12 protein-coding genes and 4 pseudogenes are annotated in these 18,666 nt (G+C 60.5%); 10 read left to right on the forward strand and 6 right to left on the reverse strand.

Annotation, left to right across the window (positions count from 1 at the left end):
* Positions 1-1,342: 1,342 nt before the first annotated feature.
* Positions 1,343-1,751 (reverse strand): annotated as a pseudogene (locus AB5K84_RS04395) (IS21 family transposase); the annotation flags it as partial.
* Between the two features lie 140 nt (positions 1,752-1,891).
* Here AB5K84_RS04395 and AB5K84_RS04400 point away from each other — a divergent pair.
* A complete protein-coding gene (locus AB5K84_RS04400; RefSeq protein WP_011084703.1) occupies positions 1,892-3,403 on the forward strand; it encodes an ISNCY-like element ISBj12 family transposase in 1,512 nt (503 codons plus the stop codon).
* A 1,511-nt stretch (positions 3,404-4,914) separates the two neighbouring features.
* Entirely contained in the window at positions 4,915-5,415 is a 501-nt protein-coding gene (locus AB5K84_RS04405) for a reverse transcriptase domain-containing protein (protein ID WP_310473585.1), read from the forward strand.
* A 531-nt stretch (positions 5,416-5,946) separates the two neighbouring features.
* Here AB5K84_RS04405 and AB5K84_RS04410 read toward each other — a convergent pair.
* Together AB5K84_RS04410 and AB5K84_RS04415 are read right to left on the reverse strand one after the other, a co-directional pair.
* A pseudogene (locus tag AB5K84_RS04410) lies at positions 5,947-7,062 on the reverse strand (recombinase family protein); the annotation flags it as partial.
* A 140-nt stretch (positions 7,063-7,202) separates the two neighbouring features.
* Positions 7,203-7,478, reverse strand: coding sequence for a ribbon-helix-helix protein, CopG family (locus AB5K84_RS04415; RefSeq protein ID WP_231088522.1), 276 nt, complete (start codon positions 7,476-7,478; stop codon positions 7,203-7,205).
* A 173-nt stretch (positions 7,479-7,651) separates the two neighbouring features.
* Between AB5K84_RS04415 and AB5K84_RS04420 the strand changes: the two genes are divergently transcribed.
* The 3 genes from AB5K84_RS04420 to AB5K84_RS04430 all read left to right on the forward strand — a co-directional run bounded on the left by AB5K84_RS04420 (position 7,652) and on the right by AB5K84_RS04430 (position 10,522).
* The gene (locus AB5K84_RS04420) at positions 7,652-8,491 is read left to right on the forward strand and encodes a group II intron maturase-specific domain-containing protein (protein ID WP_233475823.1); all 840 of its coding nucleotides are present in this window, start codon (positions 7,652-7,654) and stop codon (positions 8,489-8,491) included.
* 168 nt (positions 8,492-8,659) lie between these two features.
* A complete protein-coding gene (locus AB5K84_RS04425) occupies positions 8,660-10,006 on the forward strand; it encodes an IS5-like element ISBj5_B family transposase (RefSeq protein WP_011084757.1) in 1,347 nt (448 codons plus the stop codon).
* Positions 10,007-10,243: 237 nt separating this feature from the next.
* Positions 10,244-10,522 (forward strand): HU family DNA-binding protein, encoded by a 279-nt coding sequence (locus tag AB5K84_RS04430; protein ID WP_011091019.1) that lies wholly within the window; start codon positions 10,244-10,246, stop codon positions 10,520-10,522.
* Here the strand turns inward: AB5K84_RS04430 and AB5K84_RS04435 are convergent.
* Positions 10,519-10,674 (reverse strand): hypothetical protein, encoded by a 156-nt coding sequence (locus AB5K84_RS04435; RefSeq protein ID WP_018646329.1) that lies wholly within the window; start codon positions 10,672-10,674, stop codon positions 10,519-10,521. The two genes, AB5K84_RS04430 and AB5K84_RS04435, sit on opposite strands and share 4 nt — an antisense overlap.
* Before the next feature lie 1,318 nt (positions 10,675-11,992).
* Between AB5K84_RS04435 and AB5K84_RS04440 the strand changes: the two genes are divergently transcribed.
* The 3 genes from AB5K84_RS04440 to AB5K84_RS04450 all read left to right on the forward strand — a co-directional run bounded on the left by AB5K84_RS04440 (position 11,993) and on the right by AB5K84_RS04450 (position 15,262).
* Positions 11,993-13,468: a coproporphyrinogen-III oxidase family protein gene (locus AB5K84_RS04440; RefSeq protein ID WP_016842696.1), complete on the forward strand. Its 1,476-nt coding sequence runs from the start codon at positions 11,993-11,995 to the stop codon at positions 13,466-13,468.
* Positions 13,465-14,676 (forward strand): hypothetical protein, encoded by a 1,212-nt coding sequence (locus tag AB5K84_RS04445; protein ID WP_011091015.1) that lies wholly within the window; start codon positions 13,465-13,467, stop codon positions 14,674-14,676. Before AB5K84_RS04440 ends, AB5K84_RS04445 begins: the two co-directional genes overlap by 4 nt.
* An 82-nt stretch (positions 14,677-14,758) precedes the next feature.
* The gene (locus AB5K84_RS04450; protein ID WP_011091014.1) at positions 14,759-15,262 is read left to right on the forward strand and encodes a GNAT family N-acetyltransferase; all 504 of its coding nucleotides are present in this window, start codon (positions 14,759-14,761) and stop codon (positions 15,260-15,262) included.
* Positions 15,263-15,675: 413 nt separating this feature from the next.
* Here AB5K84_RS04450 and AB5K84_RS04455 read toward each other — a convergent pair.
* Positions 15,676-16,170 (reverse strand): annotated as a pseudogene (locus AB5K84_RS04455) (transposase); the annotation flags it as partial.
* A gap of 9 nt (positions 16,171-16,179) precedes the next feature.
* On the opposite strand from AB5K84_RS04455, the pseudogene AB5K84_RS04460 reads away from it, so the two are divergent.
* A pseudogene (locus AB5K84_RS04460) lies at positions 16,180-16,408 on the forward strand (ISL3 family transposase); the annotation flags it as partial.
* Positions 16,409-16,582: 174 nt separating this feature from the next.
* The gene (locus tag AB5K84_RS04465) at positions 16,583-17,035 is read left to right on the forward strand and encodes an RNA polymerase sigma factor (protein ID WP_018646330.1); all 453 of its coding nucleotides are present in this window, start codon (positions 16,583-16,585) and stop codon (positions 17,033-17,035) included.
* Between the two features lie 324 nt (positions 17,036-17,359).
* Here AB5K84_RS04465 and AB5K84_RS04470 read toward each other — a convergent pair whose 3' ends face one another.
* Positions 17,360-18,289: a DUF2493 domain-containing protein gene (locus AB5K84_RS04470; RefSeq protein ID WP_011091010.1), complete on the reverse strand. Its 930-nt coding sequence runs from the start codon at positions 18,287-18,289 to the stop codon at positions 17,360-17,362.
* Positions 18,290-18,666 lie beyond the last annotated feature (377 nt).

Genomic DNA, 18,666 nt, shown 5'->3' on the forward strand with positions numbered 1-18,666 from the left:
CCGTCCATTTGGACCTATGGTAGAAGTTAGCGGCAACGTGACTCCGCGCCCGAGCTGGAATTAGAGGCGCTGTCCCTACCACGCCCCGCCAACTTCAACATGGCCAGCGTCAAGCGACTGAAGCTGACGGCGGAAAGTATCGTCCGGGAAAGCCCGTGGCGCAACTACCAGGACTGGTTGCCGCCAGACGCTTGGGCGATCAGTCTCAGCGACCGGAAGCAACGCGGGCACGGCTCGGCGCCAGGTCAGGATAAGAATCGGGCGTTGTCCCTACCGCGCCCGCGCTGCAATTGAGATTAGCGGTGACGTGACTCGGCGCTCTAGCCCCCTCGCGTACACCGGGGCACGCACTGTCCCTGCCACGCGCCGCTAAGCTCAATGGCTGAGTATTCGGGCTAGCTTTCCAAAAGCTGACAAAGATCCGCGCGGAAAATTTACAAACGAAAAGCGGCCCGCTTGGGCCGTTCAAAGCTCAATCTGTTGTGGGCAATCATGCAGCCACGCAAAGACGCTCGCTAGACTGTAAGGCCGTGCGACTTCATGGCCGTCAAGCTTAATGGGGTGATCTTCGATAAGATAGAATTGCCCGTCGGCTGTTCTGACCATCCGATCTCTTAGCTCAAACCACACGCCCGTCGGCCACCTTTTATAGGATACTCGCGTCGCGAAATGGACCGCTTCAGCAATGTCCCGCGCGCGCAAATGCCTTAAAGGCTTAGCCTTTGGTGCCATGATTTCCTCGTCGGCTCAAGAGCCGCGCGGATGCGACTCGGCGCCTTTATCGGCTGGGGGGCTTAGATAGAGGCGCTATCCCTGCGGCATCCGCACTGCCCCGTGAAGTTAGCCCCTCGGATCATAAAGGCTAACCCACACCCTGCTTTCCCATGAACCTTAATCCGCTGGGAGCTGAAGTGCGGTTTAGCGAGAAAGCCGCCGTGCGTGGCCTACCTAAATTGATAGGCCAGACTGAGCGACTTAACGCCGCTCAGCCTGCCAGTATTTCAGCCTCGGTCTTTTGCAGATCGATCAGGCCGCATTAAAAAGGCGTTCGGCCCGCTTACGATCAGTGGCAGCCGCATCACGACGGCGGGTCGGATTGGCGCTCAGCCAATCTATTGCCCGCTTACGGCCGATTGGCGTCACGATTTCAGACACTCCCGGCTCCCACGTCTCTTCGACCAAATAGACTCGCCCGCCCGCCCGCCCGACCAACGGATTCGTTCGGCCTAGAAGGTTCTTAGTGTTGTTTGAGAGTGTAGGGGCGACGGCGCGTGCGGGAGGCCCATCTATATTGGTCCCAAAGCCGTTGAGCTATGCTCTGGTGCGTGAAGACGCGTTCCCCGCTCTCGATCGAGCCGTTCTCATGTGCGATGCCCGCATTGTTGCGCGTTGGCGCCATGCCATAGTGGCCCATCAGCCCGGCGTAGCGCTGCGTCAGATCCTCCCGTGCGTCGGCGGCCAGATTGCGGAACGCTGCCGACAGGCTGTCGCTGCGATGCTCCCGCGGCACGCCGCCAAGCGCCCACAGCGCGTTCTGCAAGCCCGCCGTTGAGCGCCCGCCAGGCGTTGATGCGCCGCTCCAGCGTGCGGCGGATGTTCGGGTTCAGGTCATGATGCCGTCGGCGCAACTCGTCCAGCACGCCGATCACGCGGATGCCGGGCGCAGCCTTCAGGATCGGAACGATCTCGGCCTCCCAATACTGCGCGAGCGGATCGGACCGGCGCCGGCCCCTCGGCGTCTTCTTCTGCGCGCCTGGGTCTGTCCGACTTCACCGATGGCGGGCGACAATCGCCCTCGATTCCGCATTGCCTCGCCTTAATTGTTACCGGATCCTAAGCCGTTGCCTCACGTAAATTGCTCCCCTGGACCGGGAACGAGCGAGGGGCGGAGATGGGGTGGCTAAGCATGGCAACGCGGAAGGAACTGACGGCGGCGGCAGGCGTGCGCTATCGGCGGTCGGATCGCGCGAAGAAGGCGCGGATATTGGACGAGTTCGTCGACATCACCGGATTCCATCGGAAGCATGCGATGCGTCTACTTCGAAACCAGGAAGGCGTACATCCGGGCCGACGGGCGCGACGTCGGATATATAATGAAGCAGAACACACCGCACTCGTGCTGCTTTGGGAGGCGTCAGACCGCATCTGCGGGAAGCGACTGAAAGCATTAATGCCCGCGCTGATTGAGGCGATGGAACGGTACGGGCACCTCGACCTTGCCCCTGAGATTCGCACCAAACTTTTGGCGATGAGCGCTGCGACGATCGACCGCGCCTTGGTGCGGGTTCGAGAAAAATTGGGTCGCAAGCGCCGGCGGCACGCGGGGCATTCCCTGCGTCGCAGTATTCCAATACGGACTTCGGCAGATTGGAATGATCCGGCGCCGGGATTCGTCGAGGCCGACCTTGTAGCGCATAGCGGTCCATCTGCGCGCGGCAGCTTCATCCAGACCCTCGTGCTCACCGACATTGCTACCGGCTGGACAGAGTGCGCACCTCTGATCGTGCGCGAACAGACGCTGGTGAGCACGGTGCTGACGGAATTGCGCAAGCAATTGCCTTTTGCGCTGCTCGGCTTCGACACGGACAATGACACCGTGTTCATGAATGAGACGTTGAAGGCCTACTGCGAGGCGGCCAACATTGTCTTCACGCGTTGCCGTCCCTACCGGAAGAATGACCAGGCGTTCGTCGAGCAAAAGAACGGCGCCGTCGTGCGCAGGATGGTCGGCTATCGTAGGTTCGAAGGCCTGGAGGCGGCCAAGCTACTGGCGGAACTCTATCGGTCAGCGCGGCTGTTCGTAAACTTCTTCCAACCTTCGTTCAAACTGTTAGCCAAGCAGCGCGACGGTGCTCGTGTACGTAAGACATACAGCGCGCCGGCAACACCCCACCAGCGCCTGTCAGCGGACGCCCGCACGCCTGATGCGGTCCGCCACCATCTCCAGGAAATCTATACCGCTCTCGATCCGGTCACGTTGTTGCGCGACATCCGCGACGTGCAGGAGCGCCTCGCGGCGCTCGCGGATATCCAACCATCCGCCCATCCTGCTGCGGCATCACAATCGATTGATCGCTTCCTGGCAAGCCTGCGAACGGCCTGGAAGGACGGCGCCACGCGCCCGACGGATCGGCCAATCGTGAAGGCTAAAAGGGGCCGGCGTCGTCCCGATCCGCTTATCCGGGCAACGTCAGATTTGAGAAAATGGTTTGAAGCCGAGCCTTGGCGGACCGGCAGCGAACTGCTCTCGCGCCTGCAGGTGGAATATCCTGGAGACTATCCGAACAAGCTTCTTCGAACCCTTCAACGTCGGTTGAAATCCTGGCGCAGCGAGCAAGCGAATGCGCTGCTGTTTGCTTCAGAAAAAATGCCGCCAGGGCATGAGGTCACAACACCCCAATGACGTGCGAGGTGCCAGCGGAGGAGGCCGGGCGCTCCGAAACCCCGGCCATCTCCGCACCCGGCCTCCTCCTCAACTCAGGCCAGGAGCAAAATAAATGAGGCAACTGATCGCGCCCGGGAGCATCGATATGTGAGGCAATACGTCTTCCCACCCAGATCGTCGCGCTATACCGAGAGCCCGGCCCAACGAACTCAATGGTGATTGGCTCTCTGACCCGGCGATTGCGAATCTCCGCTTCCGCGATCAAGCCTCGGCAACACGCCGCGCTCACGAGAGTCGTTGGCCGTGTCTGTGATCCGCCGCCGCTTGGTCGATGCCCCTCACAATGACCGCCACGAACCTGCCTGTCTGCGATGATCGGTCGAGCCTCGACGCTTAGGTCGCTCTCAGTCCAGCTTCAAAGACGAGGACCGCGAGCACTCGGGGTGCCTGATCCAGTCCAGCCCCTTCGGTGTGACGCTAGCAGCTCCGCGGCAAGATCTGCCCTGTTGGCTAGGGCGCGGTCAGCCCGTGAAGTGGATGAACGCCGTGGTGCTGACGGCAATCGTGCAGACGGCCGCAGATATTGTGTACGAAGTCGGTGAAGGCATCGCCATCTGGACGATTCCATACGTGACGCCGTGCCGGCGTCGGTGGCGGGCTCGACGTAACCTCACGAATACCCTTCGTGACACGGATATCTTATACCGGACAGGGTGAACGCGCGGATGGAACAGTGTGTGATCGCGATTGATTGGCGCGACATTCAAGAGCGACGGCCGCAAAAGGTCACATTTTCTTTAAGAACCAAATGCAATCTGTCGCCTGATCGTCACGGCCGGATGTACGCCGTGGCATCACGGGGCCCCGGCTTTCATGCCGGGGTTTTTCGTTGTGTGCCGAGTATGAGCGACAGCTTGGAGGTGGAAGTCCTCTATCCAGCCTGATGGCGGCGAAGGATTAGCGAAGCGCAAGGGCGTCATCGTGAGGTGGGGTCTGAAGAAAGCGTGGAGCAAAGCCGCGGCCCGATGGACAAACACCGGATAACGAGGCCTACCCGGCCGGACGAGCGAGCAATTGATCGCGAAGTCCAAGGTCATCAAAGGTCGGGGTGGTAAATTCGGCGGGCGTGCGGTGAAGGCGGTCGGTCTTACCTCGGGAGGTCTGCGCTGTGTCTCGGCAACGAGACTGAGACCGTCGCAAGACGGCCTGACCGCAGCGCAGAAGTCAGCCGAGGGCGTAGTAGGCGGCAGCGCGCCGCTGAAGGCCTGAACGGTGGAAGTGGTCAGTAGAGCGGCGATCTCGTGCGAGCCATGCGGCAGAAGAATCAGGTCGAGCTGAACTTGAGCCCCGGAGCGGAGGGTGAAGCCCGAAGCGCCGGCGCCCGAGAGCCTGAAGCGCGTGCGGCGGAAGTCTGTCTCGAACGCCCGGCGGTCGCAGGACCGTCGATGGAAGACGTTGTCGAGAGTGAGAATCTGAAGGCAGCGTTGGCGCAAGTAAAGCGCAACAAGGGCGCGGCGGGCGTCGACGGGATGACCGTCGGCGAGCTGTCAGCCCACCTGAAGGAGCACTGGCCTGCGATCCGAGCCCAGTTGCTTGACGGCACCTACAAGCCACAGCCGGTGCGGCGGGTGGAGATACCGAAGGCGTCGGGCGGCCTGCGGCCGCTCGGCATTCCGACGGTGCTCGACCGCTTGATCCAGCAGGCGGTGATGCAGGTGCTGCAGGCGGATTGGGATAGGACGTTCGCCGAGACGAGCTTCGGCTTTCGGCCGGGGCGCTCGGCACATCGGGCGGTGGAACGGGCGCAGGCGTACATTGCGGCCGGCCACAGCATCGTGGTGGACATCGACCTGGAGAAGTTCTTTGACCGGGTCAACCACGACATCCTGATGGGACTGGTTGCCAAGCGGGTTGCTGACAAGCGCATCCTGAAGCTCATCCGCGCCTTCCTGAATGCGGGTGTGTTGGAAGGAGGGCTGGTCAGTCCGACGGAAGAGGGCACGCCGCAGGGCGGTCCGCTGGTTCCCTGAACGCAAAAGATAACTTTGCGGTGGGGGAGCGGTCACGGAGCTATTGGCGGCGCCGGGCGCCTTTCCACCGGGAGGGGTGGGTGGGAGGGGGATGGAGTGGCGGATGACGATCTTGTCGTCGCCAACGAGGACTTCCTTCACGAGAAGGCGCAGCACGCGTTGGCGTTCGATTATATCGAGCGCGCCGACGGACGAGCGGAGGCGCTCGAGGAAGCTAGTCACGGATTCAGCGAGACGCAGACAAACCTCCTGCTCCTGCGATTGGTCTTCGATCGCCTGCAGCGCCGACAAGCAAGCCTGTTCGCGGCTACGCAAATCGGGCATGCGACTGCGCAGCTCTTCAAGTGAGAGAAGGCTCTCTTGATAGGCCGTGAGGAGACGCTCGATGCTTTTCCGGGAGCGCGCAAGATCGCGGCGAAGCGTTTCCTCCCGGCGCTGTGTGGGATCGGAGTTGCGCGCCGCCTTGAGCCGGCGCTCAAGTTCGTCTTCGATGAGCTGTCGGTCTTCAAGTAAACGCGCGATCTCTTTCCATACCACCTCGTCCAGCAAATCCTGGCGCGTCGGGCGACTGTCGCAGACCGGCCCGCCGAGCCGGCGCCAGCCATCCGAGCCCAAGCAGCGGTAGTAATGGATGGTTCGAGCGCTCGACCTGGTCGAGGTGCGATAGAGCCCATAGCCGCATTTGGCGCAGCTCAACAATCCTTGCAGGGCGCTCGGCGTGATCGTGCGTCGCGGGGCATGCTTCTTGTTGGCTTCCAAAAGCTCGTTCGCCAATGCGAAGGTCTCTTCGCTGATGATGGTCGGCACAGGGATTTCGATCCACTCTGTGCGAGGAAGCTCATGATTTGCGCTATTGCGAGGAGCGACGCCGCCGCGCAATCGCAACGGCCGCGTCACACGCATGCGCGGCGCGATCCGCGTCTTGCCAAAGCAGGCCGTTCCTTTATACGCGGGATTGCGCAGCATCGCCCAGACCGTCGAGCGCTCCCAGCGGCCTGTTTCTTTGGCTGTCGGAATCTGGCGCTCATTGAGCAGGCGCGTGATGGCGCCGATGCTGTGGCTTTTTGCGGTGTAAAGCTCGTAGACCCAGCGCACGATACCGGCCTGTCGCTCGTCGATCTCATAATAGGCGGCAGAGTGATCGGTCTTGCGCTTGTAGCGATAGCCAAACGGAGCGCCGGAAAGCACGCTCACTTGGCCTTGAAGGGCGCGATGGCGCTTCCCTCGCCGCGACCGTTCCAGGATTTGCGCGCGTTCATATTCGGCGATCATGCCCTGAAACTGCAGCAGCAGCTCGTCTTCCGGCGTCGCTGCCCGTCTCGAGCGAATGAACAAGACTTCGACGCCGGCGCGCGCGAACTCTTCGATAAGAAGGATTTGATGCGCATAGCGCCGGCTCAGCCGATCGGGAGCGTAGACGAGCACGGCTTGGATCCGCCCTTCTGCGGCGAGGTCGCGCAGTCGTTCAAGTCCGGGGCGCAACAAGCTCGCGCCGCTATAGCCGTCGTCTTCGATCACCCATTCCGCCGGCACGTCGCAGTTCTGCTCGCGCGCGAAAGCGATCAGCGCGCTCGTCTGACTGGCGATCGTGTTCTCCTCCTTCTGTTTGTCCGACGACACTCTGGCGTAAATCGCGGCGGTCTTCATCTTCGCCTCCCGTCACATCGGCGCCAGCGCGCGCGAAGCGCACCTGATCTGGAACGAGAATTTCGTAAACCTGTTCAAGTTTGACGGCGACGAGGCGATCGAACGCAAATTCGAGTCGAACGTCGCGTTTTTTTCGCCGCTCAGCCATCTTCGCGGACAGACGCGAGATAAGCGGCCACCGCTCGGCGCATCACCTCGCTTGCCGAAAGCCTGGAAGCCGTCGCATGCGTCTGGAGTTTTTGGGCAAGATCGGCCGGCATCTTCAGGGAGAGCGTCACTGATGGCTGCGGCGCGGGAAGGAGCCGCTCCCTGCTTTTGGCCACTTCGAGATAGCGATAGGCCTGCCGCAGCGACAAGCCGCTTTCGCGCGACAGCACCAAGGCCGCCTCCGCCATGCCGATTTTCTTCGCGAGCAAGCGTCGCGCCGCCCTCAGCCGCTCGGCTTTCTGCGCTTGCGTCGATCGAATCATATGACATAACGGTATTACCTTTTGCGTCTCAAATCAACAACGGCTCTATCACGCCAGCCGACGATGACGCGTTCAAAGCGGAAGTTATCTTTTGCGTTCAGGGAGCCCTCTCGCCGCTGTTGTCGAACCTGATGCTGGATGTGCTGGACAAGGAACTGGAGAAGCGCGGCCACCGCTTCGTGCGTTACGCCGACGACTGCAACATCTACGTGCGCAGTCAGCGGGCGGGCGAACGGGTGCTGGCTGGCGTCGAGAGGTTCCTCGAAAAGCGCCTCAAGCTCAAGATCAACAAAGCGAAGAGCGCGGTTGCCAAACCGAGTGTTCGCAAGTTCCTGGGCTTCAGCTTCACCGGCGGGCAAGAACCGCGGCGGCGCATCGCGCCGCAGGCACTCGCCCGCTTCAAGGCGAAGGTTCGGGAGCTCACGCGACGCACGCGTGGTCGATGCCTCGTGCAGATCGCCAAAGAACTGTCGACCTACCTGATTGGGTGGCACGGCTACTTCGGCTTCTGTCAAACCCCGTCGGTGTTGCGCGTGCTTGACCAGTGGATCAGGCGACGGTTGCGCGCCGTTGCCTGGAAGCAATGGAAGTATGGACCCGCTCGCTTTGCCAGTTGCGACGCCGCGGCGTCGGCCGGGATCTGGCGGCGCAAACCGCCGGCAGCCCACGTGGCCCTTGGCGGCTCGCGAACAGCCCCGCGCTCACCATTGCTCTGCCAAACGGCTTCTTTGCCTCACTCGGCTTGGCTTCCGTCGCGGCACGGCGACCCGCATAATCCGCTGAACCGCCGGATACGGACCCGTATGTCCGGTGGTGTGGGAGGGGCGGAGCCGCGAGGCTTCCCCCTATCCCGATTTCAGGGAGTTCGAAAGTCTGCCACTGCAAGACATTTTGGATTGGCCGTTGAAATCGAACTCGCCGATGCCAAACGCGCGCTACAAAAGAGCCGCGCTAATTAGTCGTCCGTGAAGAAGGACTAAGCCACTGATCGGGAATCTCGATTTGGGCTAAGGGGCATTTCCAGATTGCAAGGTTTTGATGCTTTGGGCGTCAGAACCTTGCGATTTGGTTTTCGTGGATTCCCTCGAAGCGGGAAGCATGATTCCTTGTCTGCATCGGAGGGAACGATGCGGCCGAAGAAGCACAAGACGACGGGATCGAACGATCTGTTCCGGGCTCGGCTCGACCAGATCATCAATATGAAGCACGAGCTGGTTCTGCTCGCCGGCAAGGTCGATTGGGACTGGATCGACGGCGAGATCGCGCCGCTCTACAGCGAGAACGGCAGGCCCGGGATCGAGACGCGCTTCATGATCGGTCTGCTGTTGCTCAAGCACATTTACGGGCTGTCCGATGAGGAGGTGTGCGAGCGCTGGGTCCATGACCCATACTTCCAGTTCTTCACCGGGGAAGAGTTCTTTCAGCACACGTTCCCGCACGAGCGCTCGGACCTGAGCCATTGGCGCAAGCGGCTTGGCGACAAGCTGGAGTTGCTGCTGGCCGAGAGCTTGCGGGTAGCGCACGAGGCCGGTGCATTACGCAGCCAGGACCTCAAGCGGGTTACGGTCGACACCACGGTGCAGCCGAAGGCCATCACCTTTCCGACCGATGCCAAGCTGCTGCATGCGGCCATCAAGGGGCTCAACCGCCTGGCGATCAGGCACGGCGTCAGGCTGCGGCAATCCTATGCTCGCATCGCCAAGGCCGCCGCGATGATGGCCGGCCGCTACGCCCATGCCAAACAGTTCAGGCGGCATCAGCGGCAGTTGCGTATCCTGCGTAGCCGGCTGGGCCGGATCATCCGCGACATCCGCCGCAAGATCGAAGGCCAGCCAGCACTGGAGCAGGCGTTCGCCCTCCCGCTCGGCCGGGCCACGCAGATCCGCTCGCAGCAGCAGCGCCAGCGCGGCTGGAAGCTCTATTCCTTCCATGCCCCGGAAGTGGAGTGCATCGGCAAGGGCAAGGCCAGCGCGCCTTACGAGTTCGGCGTGAAGGCCTCCATCGTCACCAACAACCGCCGGGCTCCCGGTGGCCTGTTCGTGCTGCACGCCAGCGCACTGCCCGACAACCCCTACGACGGTCACACCTTGCGGGACGTCATTGACCGCACCGAGACACTCACCGGCTGTCCGATCGAGCGGGCCTATGTCGACAAGGGATACCGCGGCCACGACGCACAAAATCCCCGTCGCGTCTTCATCTCCGGCCAGAAGCGCGGCGTTTTCGGTGTCATCAAGCGCGAGCTGCGCCGCCGCTCCGCCATCGAGCCCATCATCGGACACCTGAAGGCGGAAGGCCACCTCGGGCGCTGCTACCTCAAAGGCCGCGCCGGCGATGCCGCCAACGTCGTCCTCTCAGCCGTCGGACACAACTTCCGCCGCATCCTCGCCTGGCTGAGATATCTCTTGTGCCTGTTCCTGGCCCAGCTATGGCGCACGCTCGCCCGGCCAGCCTCGATCAATCCGGCTTCTTAACGGACGACTAATTATGACGAGTTCGCTCCGGCCATCACCCAGAAGAATGCAGCCAATCGCCGGCTTGCGCGCCAGACCCGTTCGCGAAAGCTGCTCACGTAAGCCGAATCCATGGGATAATTCGCGCAAGCGGCCAGGCCGCGTCTTGACGTGGCTGCGATGCGCGCTCCTCTATGCTTAGAGCGCCGAGGCTGCGCGCAGCCAATTGCAACCGACATCCCCGAGGAACGTCACACCATGACCACCGCCACTGAAATCGCCGACGAGATCGCCAAGGCGTACAATCTGCCAAAGGCGCAAGCCAAGGCCATCGTGGACGGTGTCTTCAAGTCTATCGCCGATGCAGCAGCGAGCGACGCTGAAACCAATGTGCCGGGCTTTGGCAAGTTCAAGGTGAAGCACACCCCGGAACGCGAAGGCCGCAATCCCTCGACTGGCGCGACGATCAAGATCGCGGCGGCGAAGAAGCTGACGTTCGCCCCGGCCAAGGCCCTCAAGGATGTGCTGAACGGCTAAAGGCAGGAGCGCAGGCCGGCCCCCTTGTCCGAGGGTTCTCGATGCGAGACGGGCCGTGCCTTGACGTTGAAGGCGAGCGTGCGGATCGGACCGGTCAACTCGTTGTTGCCGGTCTTCCGGAAGATGCTGATGGTCGCCACGGTGTCCTCCATGATCTCTGTTTCCGAGCTCGCACCATCGGCGCTAAAGCCGCGGTTAGCGCAGGCTCGATGATGAAGGCTTGGTGCCAGTCTGGATGCCTGGAGCGGCCCCACCGTCCTACCGATATCAGCCGCGCGTCAAGCGGTGTTTGGCTGGTCCGCCTGCGGCCATTCCGGTGAGTCGGACGAAGGCCGTGATGCTGACGGCAATGGCCCCGACGACCGAGAAAATCGTCTGCGAGGCGGGTGAAGGTATCGCTATCTGGGCGATTCCACGAGGCCCACCGCGATGCCGCCGTGCAGCGCTTAGTGGCGTCCGGGTCAGGGGATGATTGGAGCGATCTCGTCATCCTGTATAGCTATCAGCTCATCGGGCCCAAGCCGAGCCTTTGCAACTGTTCCTCTTCGATCGGGCAGTTTAGGGTTGCAGCCTTGGCGCCGCAGTCTTTCATGGTCAACTTCCCGGCTGCCAACGGATCGGTGGCCGCAACCGCGCAAGTTACGTGCCTGAATTCCTCTTCGTCGTCGTCGCTGCCTTCCTTGAAGATGGCGACCGTCGGATTGAGAGAGACTAGTCGCCGTCAGTCACGATAGGCGCTGCACAGGTGTGTCTGGTTCAAGCTCTTTTGTTCGAGACTGGACACCGAAGCGCAAGCCTCACCTCCTCGCGGTCCGGAGCGCGTGTTTGCGCCTGTTTTCAAGCAAGCGTTGCCCATCTTTGATGGCACGTCGCTTGCTGGAACACGGTGACCGATCCGCCCGACCGTGGCGGTCTCTCCGTCGTCGGCCCAGGGATTTAGATGAGACTTGCTCGACTGATCAGAATAAGTGCAATTGCCGCGACAACGTGGAGTTGGGGGCGGCCCGAACTTTGCCGGGCGCAACGCCGGAGTCGTTGCCGTCATCCAAATTGGCTGACGCTCAAGACGATCGGATCGACCTACCATTCGGCTCAATTAGTCCCGAGCAGGCCCGAACCAGTGTGGCTGGCTGGAGCTGTCATGCGGCATGCGGAGGATCCTGCAGGGGCAATCTCGGCATCGCCCAAGAGGCAAACGAGGTTTGGCGCCCTGCGAAAGTGGCGGCTGCGGAGAAAGGAGCGAAGGGAGGTCGCGCGAAAGCTTCGTGGCTCGGAGCGAATTCGCCGAGACCACCTCCGCTTCCAACACGTCTGTGGGGAGCGCATCATTCTCTCGACGAATGCTCGCGCCCGTCGGCGCCGCCGCGCGCACAATGTTCGCACCGACAGCGACATCCTTACGTCGTCGCCGAACGAACAGAACTGCCATCGCACCTTTGCCTTAACGCAAAATCCTAAGGAGCACGAAAGATGAGTACGCCGACCTATTCCGAGGCCCTGGAATTCGCGATCGACCGCTCGTACGACATCAACATTGACATGTTAAGGTCGCGCAATTTGCACCTCGACACGTTTAACGATTACCTGGTCGGCACATATCCCCCCCTTAAGGCCATGGGGGAGATCAATCCAGACATATTGTTGGATCGCATTGCGCCGTCGATTGACCTCTATTTCCACATCCCCTTCTGTCATCAGAACTGCACCTTTTGCCACTTCGGCAAGGAGATCAATCCTCCTCCCCGACGAGTCGAACGCTACTTGGCGGCCCTGGATAAGGAGATGAGTTGGTCAGACGCGGCGCTGGCCGGCAGCGCAATTGAGACAGCCTTCATTGGAGGCGGCACTCCCTCATTCTTGACGAACAATCAGCTCAAAGCATTGTTCGGTATGATTGGGAAGCGCTTTGACTTGTCCAATTCGGAGGTGAGTTTCGAGTTACATCCGTCTCTTGCCAAGCAGGCAGACGCTGCCGATCGCATATCTACTCTCCTTAAAGGCGGCGTAAACCGCTTCGTGCTGGGTGTTCAGACTCTAGATCGAGATATTTTGCGGATACTCAACCGCGGGCATGGTGTGGACGAGGTGATGCAAACCGTAAAGTTGCTGAAGGGGATGGGTGTCGAGAACCTGTCGCTCGACCTGATGTACGGATTGCCGCAGCAGACGCTCCGGAGCTGGTACGGCTCTCTGATCGGCCTCCTCGATATGGAAGTTGAAAAGTTCAATATATTTCCATTGATGTTCAAATCGACCGACCCCATAGCTCGTCACTTGGCGCGCGGACGATATCAATTCGCCGGGGCGAAGGAGCGCGTCATGATGCATTTTATGGCCGAGCATATGCTCACGAGTCTCGGCTACCGCCATGGACCGATTTTCTATTGGACTAAGATGTCGCAACCGCACTCCTTTCAACAAGCCCGAAAATACGATTCCTGGAACGATAATAATCTGGTCCCGTTTGGGGTCAGCGGATTTGGTTTCATGAGCGAGTGTCAGTTCTACAACGAAGTGGATTTGGATCGCTACTTGTCCAGGGTCGAAGCGGGCGAGAAACCGGTGTGGAAAGGCGTCGTCCTATCGCAGGATGATCTCATGCGCAGGACGTTAATGTTCGCCCTGCGAAGCAGCGGCGTGTTGCTCTCCCGCTTCGAACGGGAATTTGGCGTATCCCTTGAAGTATACTTTGCTCGCGAGCTAAGGGCCTTGAAGGAGGCAGGACTCATCTGCATTTCGAAGGATGGCGTCCTTTCGTTAACTGATGCCGGCACTATCAATTCGGGTGCAGTGTCACTGCTGTTCTTCTCGAATAATGTGCTTGAGCAGGTCGCATACAATGACGGTCGGATAGCAGACAAACGAACGGATCTTATCGAAAAACATGATTACTCGCCGGCGGCGAGATACGGCTCAAGTGTTCAGATGAAAGAGGTCTTTCAATGACATCGGTGGTGCGCCCGACTGCGGTCGATAGTGGTTCGCCAGTCGCCCCTGAACGGTCGCCCAACCGTTCGGAGGACATTTTTTCTCATCTAACTGATAGCATTGATCGAAGTGAACGAAAGCGTCCGCTTGGACCAGTGAGCAACTTTACCGTCGAACAACTGCCGCATTGTGTTGCGGAGATCCAACGTAGTGAACGACCAAATGGAGCGATAAAGGCGTTCGGGCGTAGCGTCAACGCAATGATTGGTGAGGCAGACTACAGCGGGCTGCTGTTGAGGCTGCCGCAGTGCGATTTCGAAATAGCCAAAACAGACATCCAGTATCTCGTCAATTGCACTTATCAGATGTCGGCCTTTGCCGGCCTCGATCCTTCTGACGCCGAATTGACCGTGGGAGCGGAATTAAGCCGCCTGGCGAGCTTGACGTGCCAGCGTCAGCCTAGCGTTGGTGTCCTCTCCTACGAAGACATGATCCTTACGAATCCGGTACAGAGCGACCCCCGCCTGTATTGCCTTGGCGCAGTTGGCGTCGAGGAGCGTGATTTTTGCGCCGGCCATCAACTGATCGAGAGCGAATTGCAGTCAGCAATGGATGCGCTGCTCGACTTGCGAGACTTAGGTGGCGCGGATGCTTCTCGATGTCTTACGCAATGCGTGGCGCGGCTTGAGTCCGCACAAGATGTTTTGACGCGTTTCGAGGACCATATGTCGCCAGAACTGTTCAGCCAGTTTCGCGCGTTCTACGGAAAAAATCCTTATAGGAATACGCTTGGTCCAAGCGGCCGTTTCTCGGCTCGCGTTGTCGCGGTCTCGGTTTTGCTGGTCGGCGAAGAGCTATTTCGTCAAAAACCTCAATTTTATTGGGATCTATATCGGCTGTCCGAATACTATCCGCAGACGAGCATTGGCAAGGTGTTCTGTTGGCTGTCGCCAGACAACAGGGATGCATGGCTCAAGCCAGCCTGGCTCGAAGGGAAAGCGGACTTTCCAAGGTCTGCAACCATTTCGCCCGTGGTCGAGCGCGGCGGCCGTGAAATCGAGAGACTACACGAGGCCTGTGTTTGCGCGCTGGACCGATTTACCCGGATGCATCGTCGTGCGGCCCTGAAGCACACGGTTGAGCCAGGTCGACCACTTGTCGGAGTTGAGGCGTCGGAGAGTATTGAGGTCGTGCTTTGCCAGCGGCTATTGACACTGCCTCCGTAGGCCGAGGATTAGTATCTGCTCGGAAGAACCCGGGATCGTGTCGGAGCACCGGCGTCCGATGCCAAAGGATAAAGTATCATAGATGTCTAAGGACGAAGTGATCTTTCGTCGGTTCGCGCCAGCGGACACCGATAATGTCTGGCATCTGCATACAACCGCGTCGCAGGATGTTGGTGTATGTAGTCCGGAAGGGACATGGGGCGATGATCTACGGAATATCGGGGAGGTCTACATCAAGTCAGGCGGCGACTTCATGGTTGCGCATATCGGTTCCGATTTCGCTGCCATGGGTGGCTTGAAACCGCTTGACAATGACGTCGTAGAATTGAAGCGCATGCGGGTCCATCCCTCCTTTCAACGACGGGGGCTTGGAAGACGGATTCTTCGTGAGTTGGAATCGCGAGCCGTTGCGCTGGAATTCAAGCAGATCGTGCTCGACACGACAACGATCCAGGTAGGGGCTCAAAGACTCTATGAGAGCACTGGCTATGTTCGCCGCAGAGAAGGGATACTGGACGGATATGCGGTGATCTTTTACGAGAAGCGGCTCACCGGTCGGGACGAGTTCTCTATGCCAGGTAAGTAAGGCTGGCAGGCGCGCCGGCCCCCAGTGCTATCGACGGCTTCCTAGCGCAATACTATCATTCGGCCCTTTAATTTGCAGTTCAATGTCAAGCAATCCTTCTGGATTCGCCTGCGGCACGACGGTAGCGCTCGCGCCGTTGGCCGGGGTTGTGGAGATGGTGCGAGCGCAGCTGATACATGATCGTCGGCCAAGCATTGCACGCGCCCTGGACCTGCGGATGCCATCGCTGAGATCATGGTCCTTTCCGAGGTCGCGCAGCACCTCATGATGAGGTCCGGGGCGGACGCCTCAACGTCTGCAGCGGAGTACGGTCGAGCCGCCACCAGCCGAATGAATGAACGAGGTCGTCACAAGCACCGTCCCAGCGGGACATCGCTAGTTCGGCGGACCGTACCAGGAGCTGACAAACCGGGTCAGGCTTCCTTCGCCTGACCCCAGTCGAACGATGTGCCATTGACCCAGATGCAGTGAAGAACTATGGCGATCTTCCGCGCAATGGCGACCTTTGCCTTCCTCATGCCGATCCGCTTTGCGAGCTTCATGCCCCAGGCGTTGAGGGAGGACCATTTCTTCGTTCGATAAAGCAGGACGGCCGCGGCTTCAAACAAGTAGGTTCGGGGAAGCCGGCCACCCCATCGAGAGATCTTGCCAATGGTTGCGCCGGGCTGACTGCGCCGCGGTGTAAGGTCCAGATAAGCGCCGACGGCTGATGCCGATCGAAGGTGGGATGGGTCATCAATCGTATGTCGGATCTTTAAGGCCGTCACCACGCCGACACCAGGAACCGTCATCAGGCGGCGTGCGGTCTCGTCCAGTTTTGCCAGTCCGCGGACTTCGTCGTCGATCTTGTGGATCAACAGCAGCGGGGATATCACGCCGAGCAGTGGATGATCGCCACTCAAGATCTCGCGACCTGATACGCCAGCATCATCTGTAACCTGGAAAGGCACCGGATCGTCACCCTGCTGCCGGATCCAAGCCCGGCTCGCCCTCATCCCACGATCGCGATCGCGGCGGGGGATATGGCGAAGCTGCGGCAAAGGCCCTGCCGCACGCGGTTCAGGTCGCAGATCGTTGATGGAGAACGCCAGTCGAGCCTTCCTCGATGCCGTCCACAAATCGATGCGCCAGATCCGCAGCGCAATCGGGGTCACCGTCTCCGAACACCATAGGCAATTACCGCGGCAAAAAGAGAGCCTCGGATTTGTGAGGCTTGCCCTGATATTATTCAGGAATTGCGATTCTTACGGTAGCTGACTTCCCGCCTACGACTGCAGCCTCGAGGTCGTCACGATTGTGCGAGCCTCAACAAAAACACGCATGCTGCCGGGAGGAGTTGGCTGGAACGACATCCTCCACGAGGCGATCGCACGCGTTCTCGACGGCTCGCGCCCCTGGCCGCCAGACGTACCCATTCTTGCGTTTCTGTCGGGTGTCATGCGCAGTATCTGCAACGACCATTGGCGGCGTGCGCGGCTCGAGCAAAGGCTGCTTGTGAGCCGAGATGATCCGGACCAGAGAAGCTGGCCCGGTGACGAGGCCGATGAGGAGCCCGATCCGGAGCGGATCCTGGCCGCCGCCCAGAAGTTGGCCAACGTCTATCGGCTGTTCGAAGCCGATCCCCGGGCGCTGAAGATCATTGCGGGCATGGCCGATGGCCTGACGGCCAGAGAAATCTGCAAGGTCCATGATATGTCCGAGCTCGACTACGACACGACGCGACGGCGGATGCGGCGCACCCTGCTGCGCCATCAACAAAACTGGAGTAAGTGACACGCTAGCACCCCAGTCTCGATCTGGCCCGCCTGCTCGGAGCGCTGAGCGAGGAAATCCTCGCCGCGAGCGATGAGGAGGTACGGCAGACCTCCGCTCTGCAAGGATGGACAATTACCAACACCGCCCTCGACGTCGGAGAGGTGATCAAGGCCGCGCGCGGGGACGAGAGTGGGGGCCTTGCTCGAAATTGTGATCTGAACGAAGATCCGAGCAAACCCGGTGCAAGGCTGCGGCCGACGCGTCGGGGCCGCAGCTCAAATCGCACAATCAGCCGCATTGAGCGAGCCGCAGGCTTCTAGCCGTTAGTGTTTGCGGCAGCGCTTACGCGCCGCCAAACCTCCAGACCGGGATGCCGAGCTTCTTCGCCTTGTCGGCCAGATTGTCCTGGATACCGGTACCGGGGAAGTGAATCACGCCGATGGGTAGCGTCTCCAGCATCGCATCGTTGCGCTTGAACGGCGCGGCCTTGGCATGCTTCGTCCAGTCGGGCTTGAAGGCGATCTGCGGAACCTTGCGATTGCCGGCCCACTTGGCGGCGATCAACTCGGCGCCCTTGGGGGATCCGCCGTGCAGCAACACCATGTCCGCATGCTTGGCGTGCACCTGGTCCAGCTTGGCCCAGATCAACCGGTGATCGTTGAAGTCGAGACCACCGGTCAGCGCGACTTTCGGTCCGGGCGGCATGAGCACCTGATTGTCGGCGCGCTTCTTCGCGACCAGGAAGTCGCGGCTGTCGATCATCGCGGAGGTCAGATTGCGGTGGTTGACCCTCGACCCGTTGCGCGGCCGCCAGACGGAATGGGTGTGGCGTTCGAACTCGTCGGCGGCCTGGTCGCGCATCAGCTCGAAGGCGTTGCGTCGCTCGATCAGTGTTTGACCTTCCGCCGTCAGGCGCTCCAATTCGACGGATTTCACCTCGCTGCCGTCCTGTTCGCGCTGGGAGCGCTGCTGGGCCAGTTCATTGCCGTCGAGCTCTCGTTCGATCCTGTCGCTGGCGCGGTGGAAGACGTTCACCGTCGACCAGAGCAGGTCCTCGAGGTCGGGCTCAAGACGGGTATCGGACAGCTCCACCACGAGGGCATCGAAGATGTCGACGATGCTGCCGGCGAGGACTCGCGCTTCAGGGAGCCGCCGGGGATCGGGCTCATCGTGGAAGGGACGGTAGCCAAAGAGCTGGAGTTCCTGGAGCACTTGGTCGGTTGGGGATGAGCTTTGGTGCGGCTCGAGATCGTCGTCGTGGTCGGTGGTCATTGCGGCTTTCCCTGGTCGGATCGACCGCGCCCATCGCGGCCTCACATGAGAGTTGTTTGGTCAAGGCAAGAATGAGCGGTGGTGAACTCGAGATTATTGTGGAGTACAAATCGGACGCTTGGTGCCGGTGTAGGAGCCATCTTCGCCGTGATTGAACGTACCGATCTGAGCCATTTTCGTTTCTCCTGACTGTTCCTCGAAGCCACCCGATGCGGTCTCGATGGCGGTCGAGAGGCGATGGACGGCCGGCTTGCACCCGGAGGGCCGCAGCACAGCGGAGGACGGCGATAGCCGAGCTTCTTGTCTCGCGAGGAAGGCGTGGCACACGCCGGGGAAGAAGGTCGGCGAAGCCGTTGCTGGCATAGGCCGGACAGCGC

The sequence above is a fragment of the Bradyrhizobium sp. 1200_D9_N1_1 genome (assembly GCF_052075915.1).
GTDB lineage: Bacteria > Pseudomonadota > Alphaproteobacteria > Rhizobiales > Xanthobacteraceae > Bradyrhizobium > Bradyrhizobium diazoefficiens.

What these genes read in the sequence shown, in the direction of transcription:
- AB5K84_RS04430 (WP_011091019.1), top strand. Translation starts at nt 10,244, where the DNA reads ATGACCACCGCCACTGAAATCGCCGACGAGATCGCCAAGGCGTACAAT.
- AB5K84_RS04400 (WP_011084703.1), top strand. Translation starts at nt 1,892, where the DNA reads ATGGGGTGGCTAAGCATGGCAACGCGGAAGGAACTGACGGCGGCGGCA.
- AB5K84_RS04425 (WP_011084757.1), top strand. Translation starts at nt 8,660, where the DNA reads ATGCGGCCGAAGAAGCACAAGACGACGGGATCGAACGATCTGTTCCGG.
- AB5K84_RS04450 (WP_011091014.1), top strand. Translation starts at nt 14,759, where the DNA reads ATGTCTAAGGACGAAGTGATCTTTCGTCGGTTCGCGCCAGCGGACACC.
- AB5K84_RS04405 (WP_310473585.1), top strand. Translation starts at nt 4,915, where the DNA reads ATGACCGTCGGCGAGCTGTCAGCCCACCTGAAGGAGCACTGGCCTGCG.
- AB5K84_RS04465 (WP_018646330.1), top strand. Translation starts at nt 16,583, where the DNA reads ATGCTGCCGGGAGGAGTTGGCTGGAACGACATCCTCCACGAGGCGATC.
- AB5K84_RS04470 (WP_011091010.1), bottom strand. Translation starts at nt 18,289, where the DNA reads ATGACCACCGACCACGACGACGATCTCGAGCCGCACCAAAGCTCATCC.
- AB5K84_RS04435 (WP_018646329.1), bottom strand. Translation starts at nt 10,674, where the DNA reads ATGGAGGACACCGTGGCGACCATCAGCATCTTCCGGAAGACCGGCAAC.
- AB5K84_RS04445 (WP_011091015.1), top strand. Translation starts at nt 13,465, where the DNA reads ATGACATCGGTGGTGCGCCCGACTGCGGTCGATAGTGGTTCGCCAGTC.
- AB5K84_RS04440 (WP_016842696.1), top strand. Translation starts at nt 11,993, where the DNA reads ATGAGTACGCCGACCTATTCCGAGGCCCTGGAATTCGCGATCGACCGC.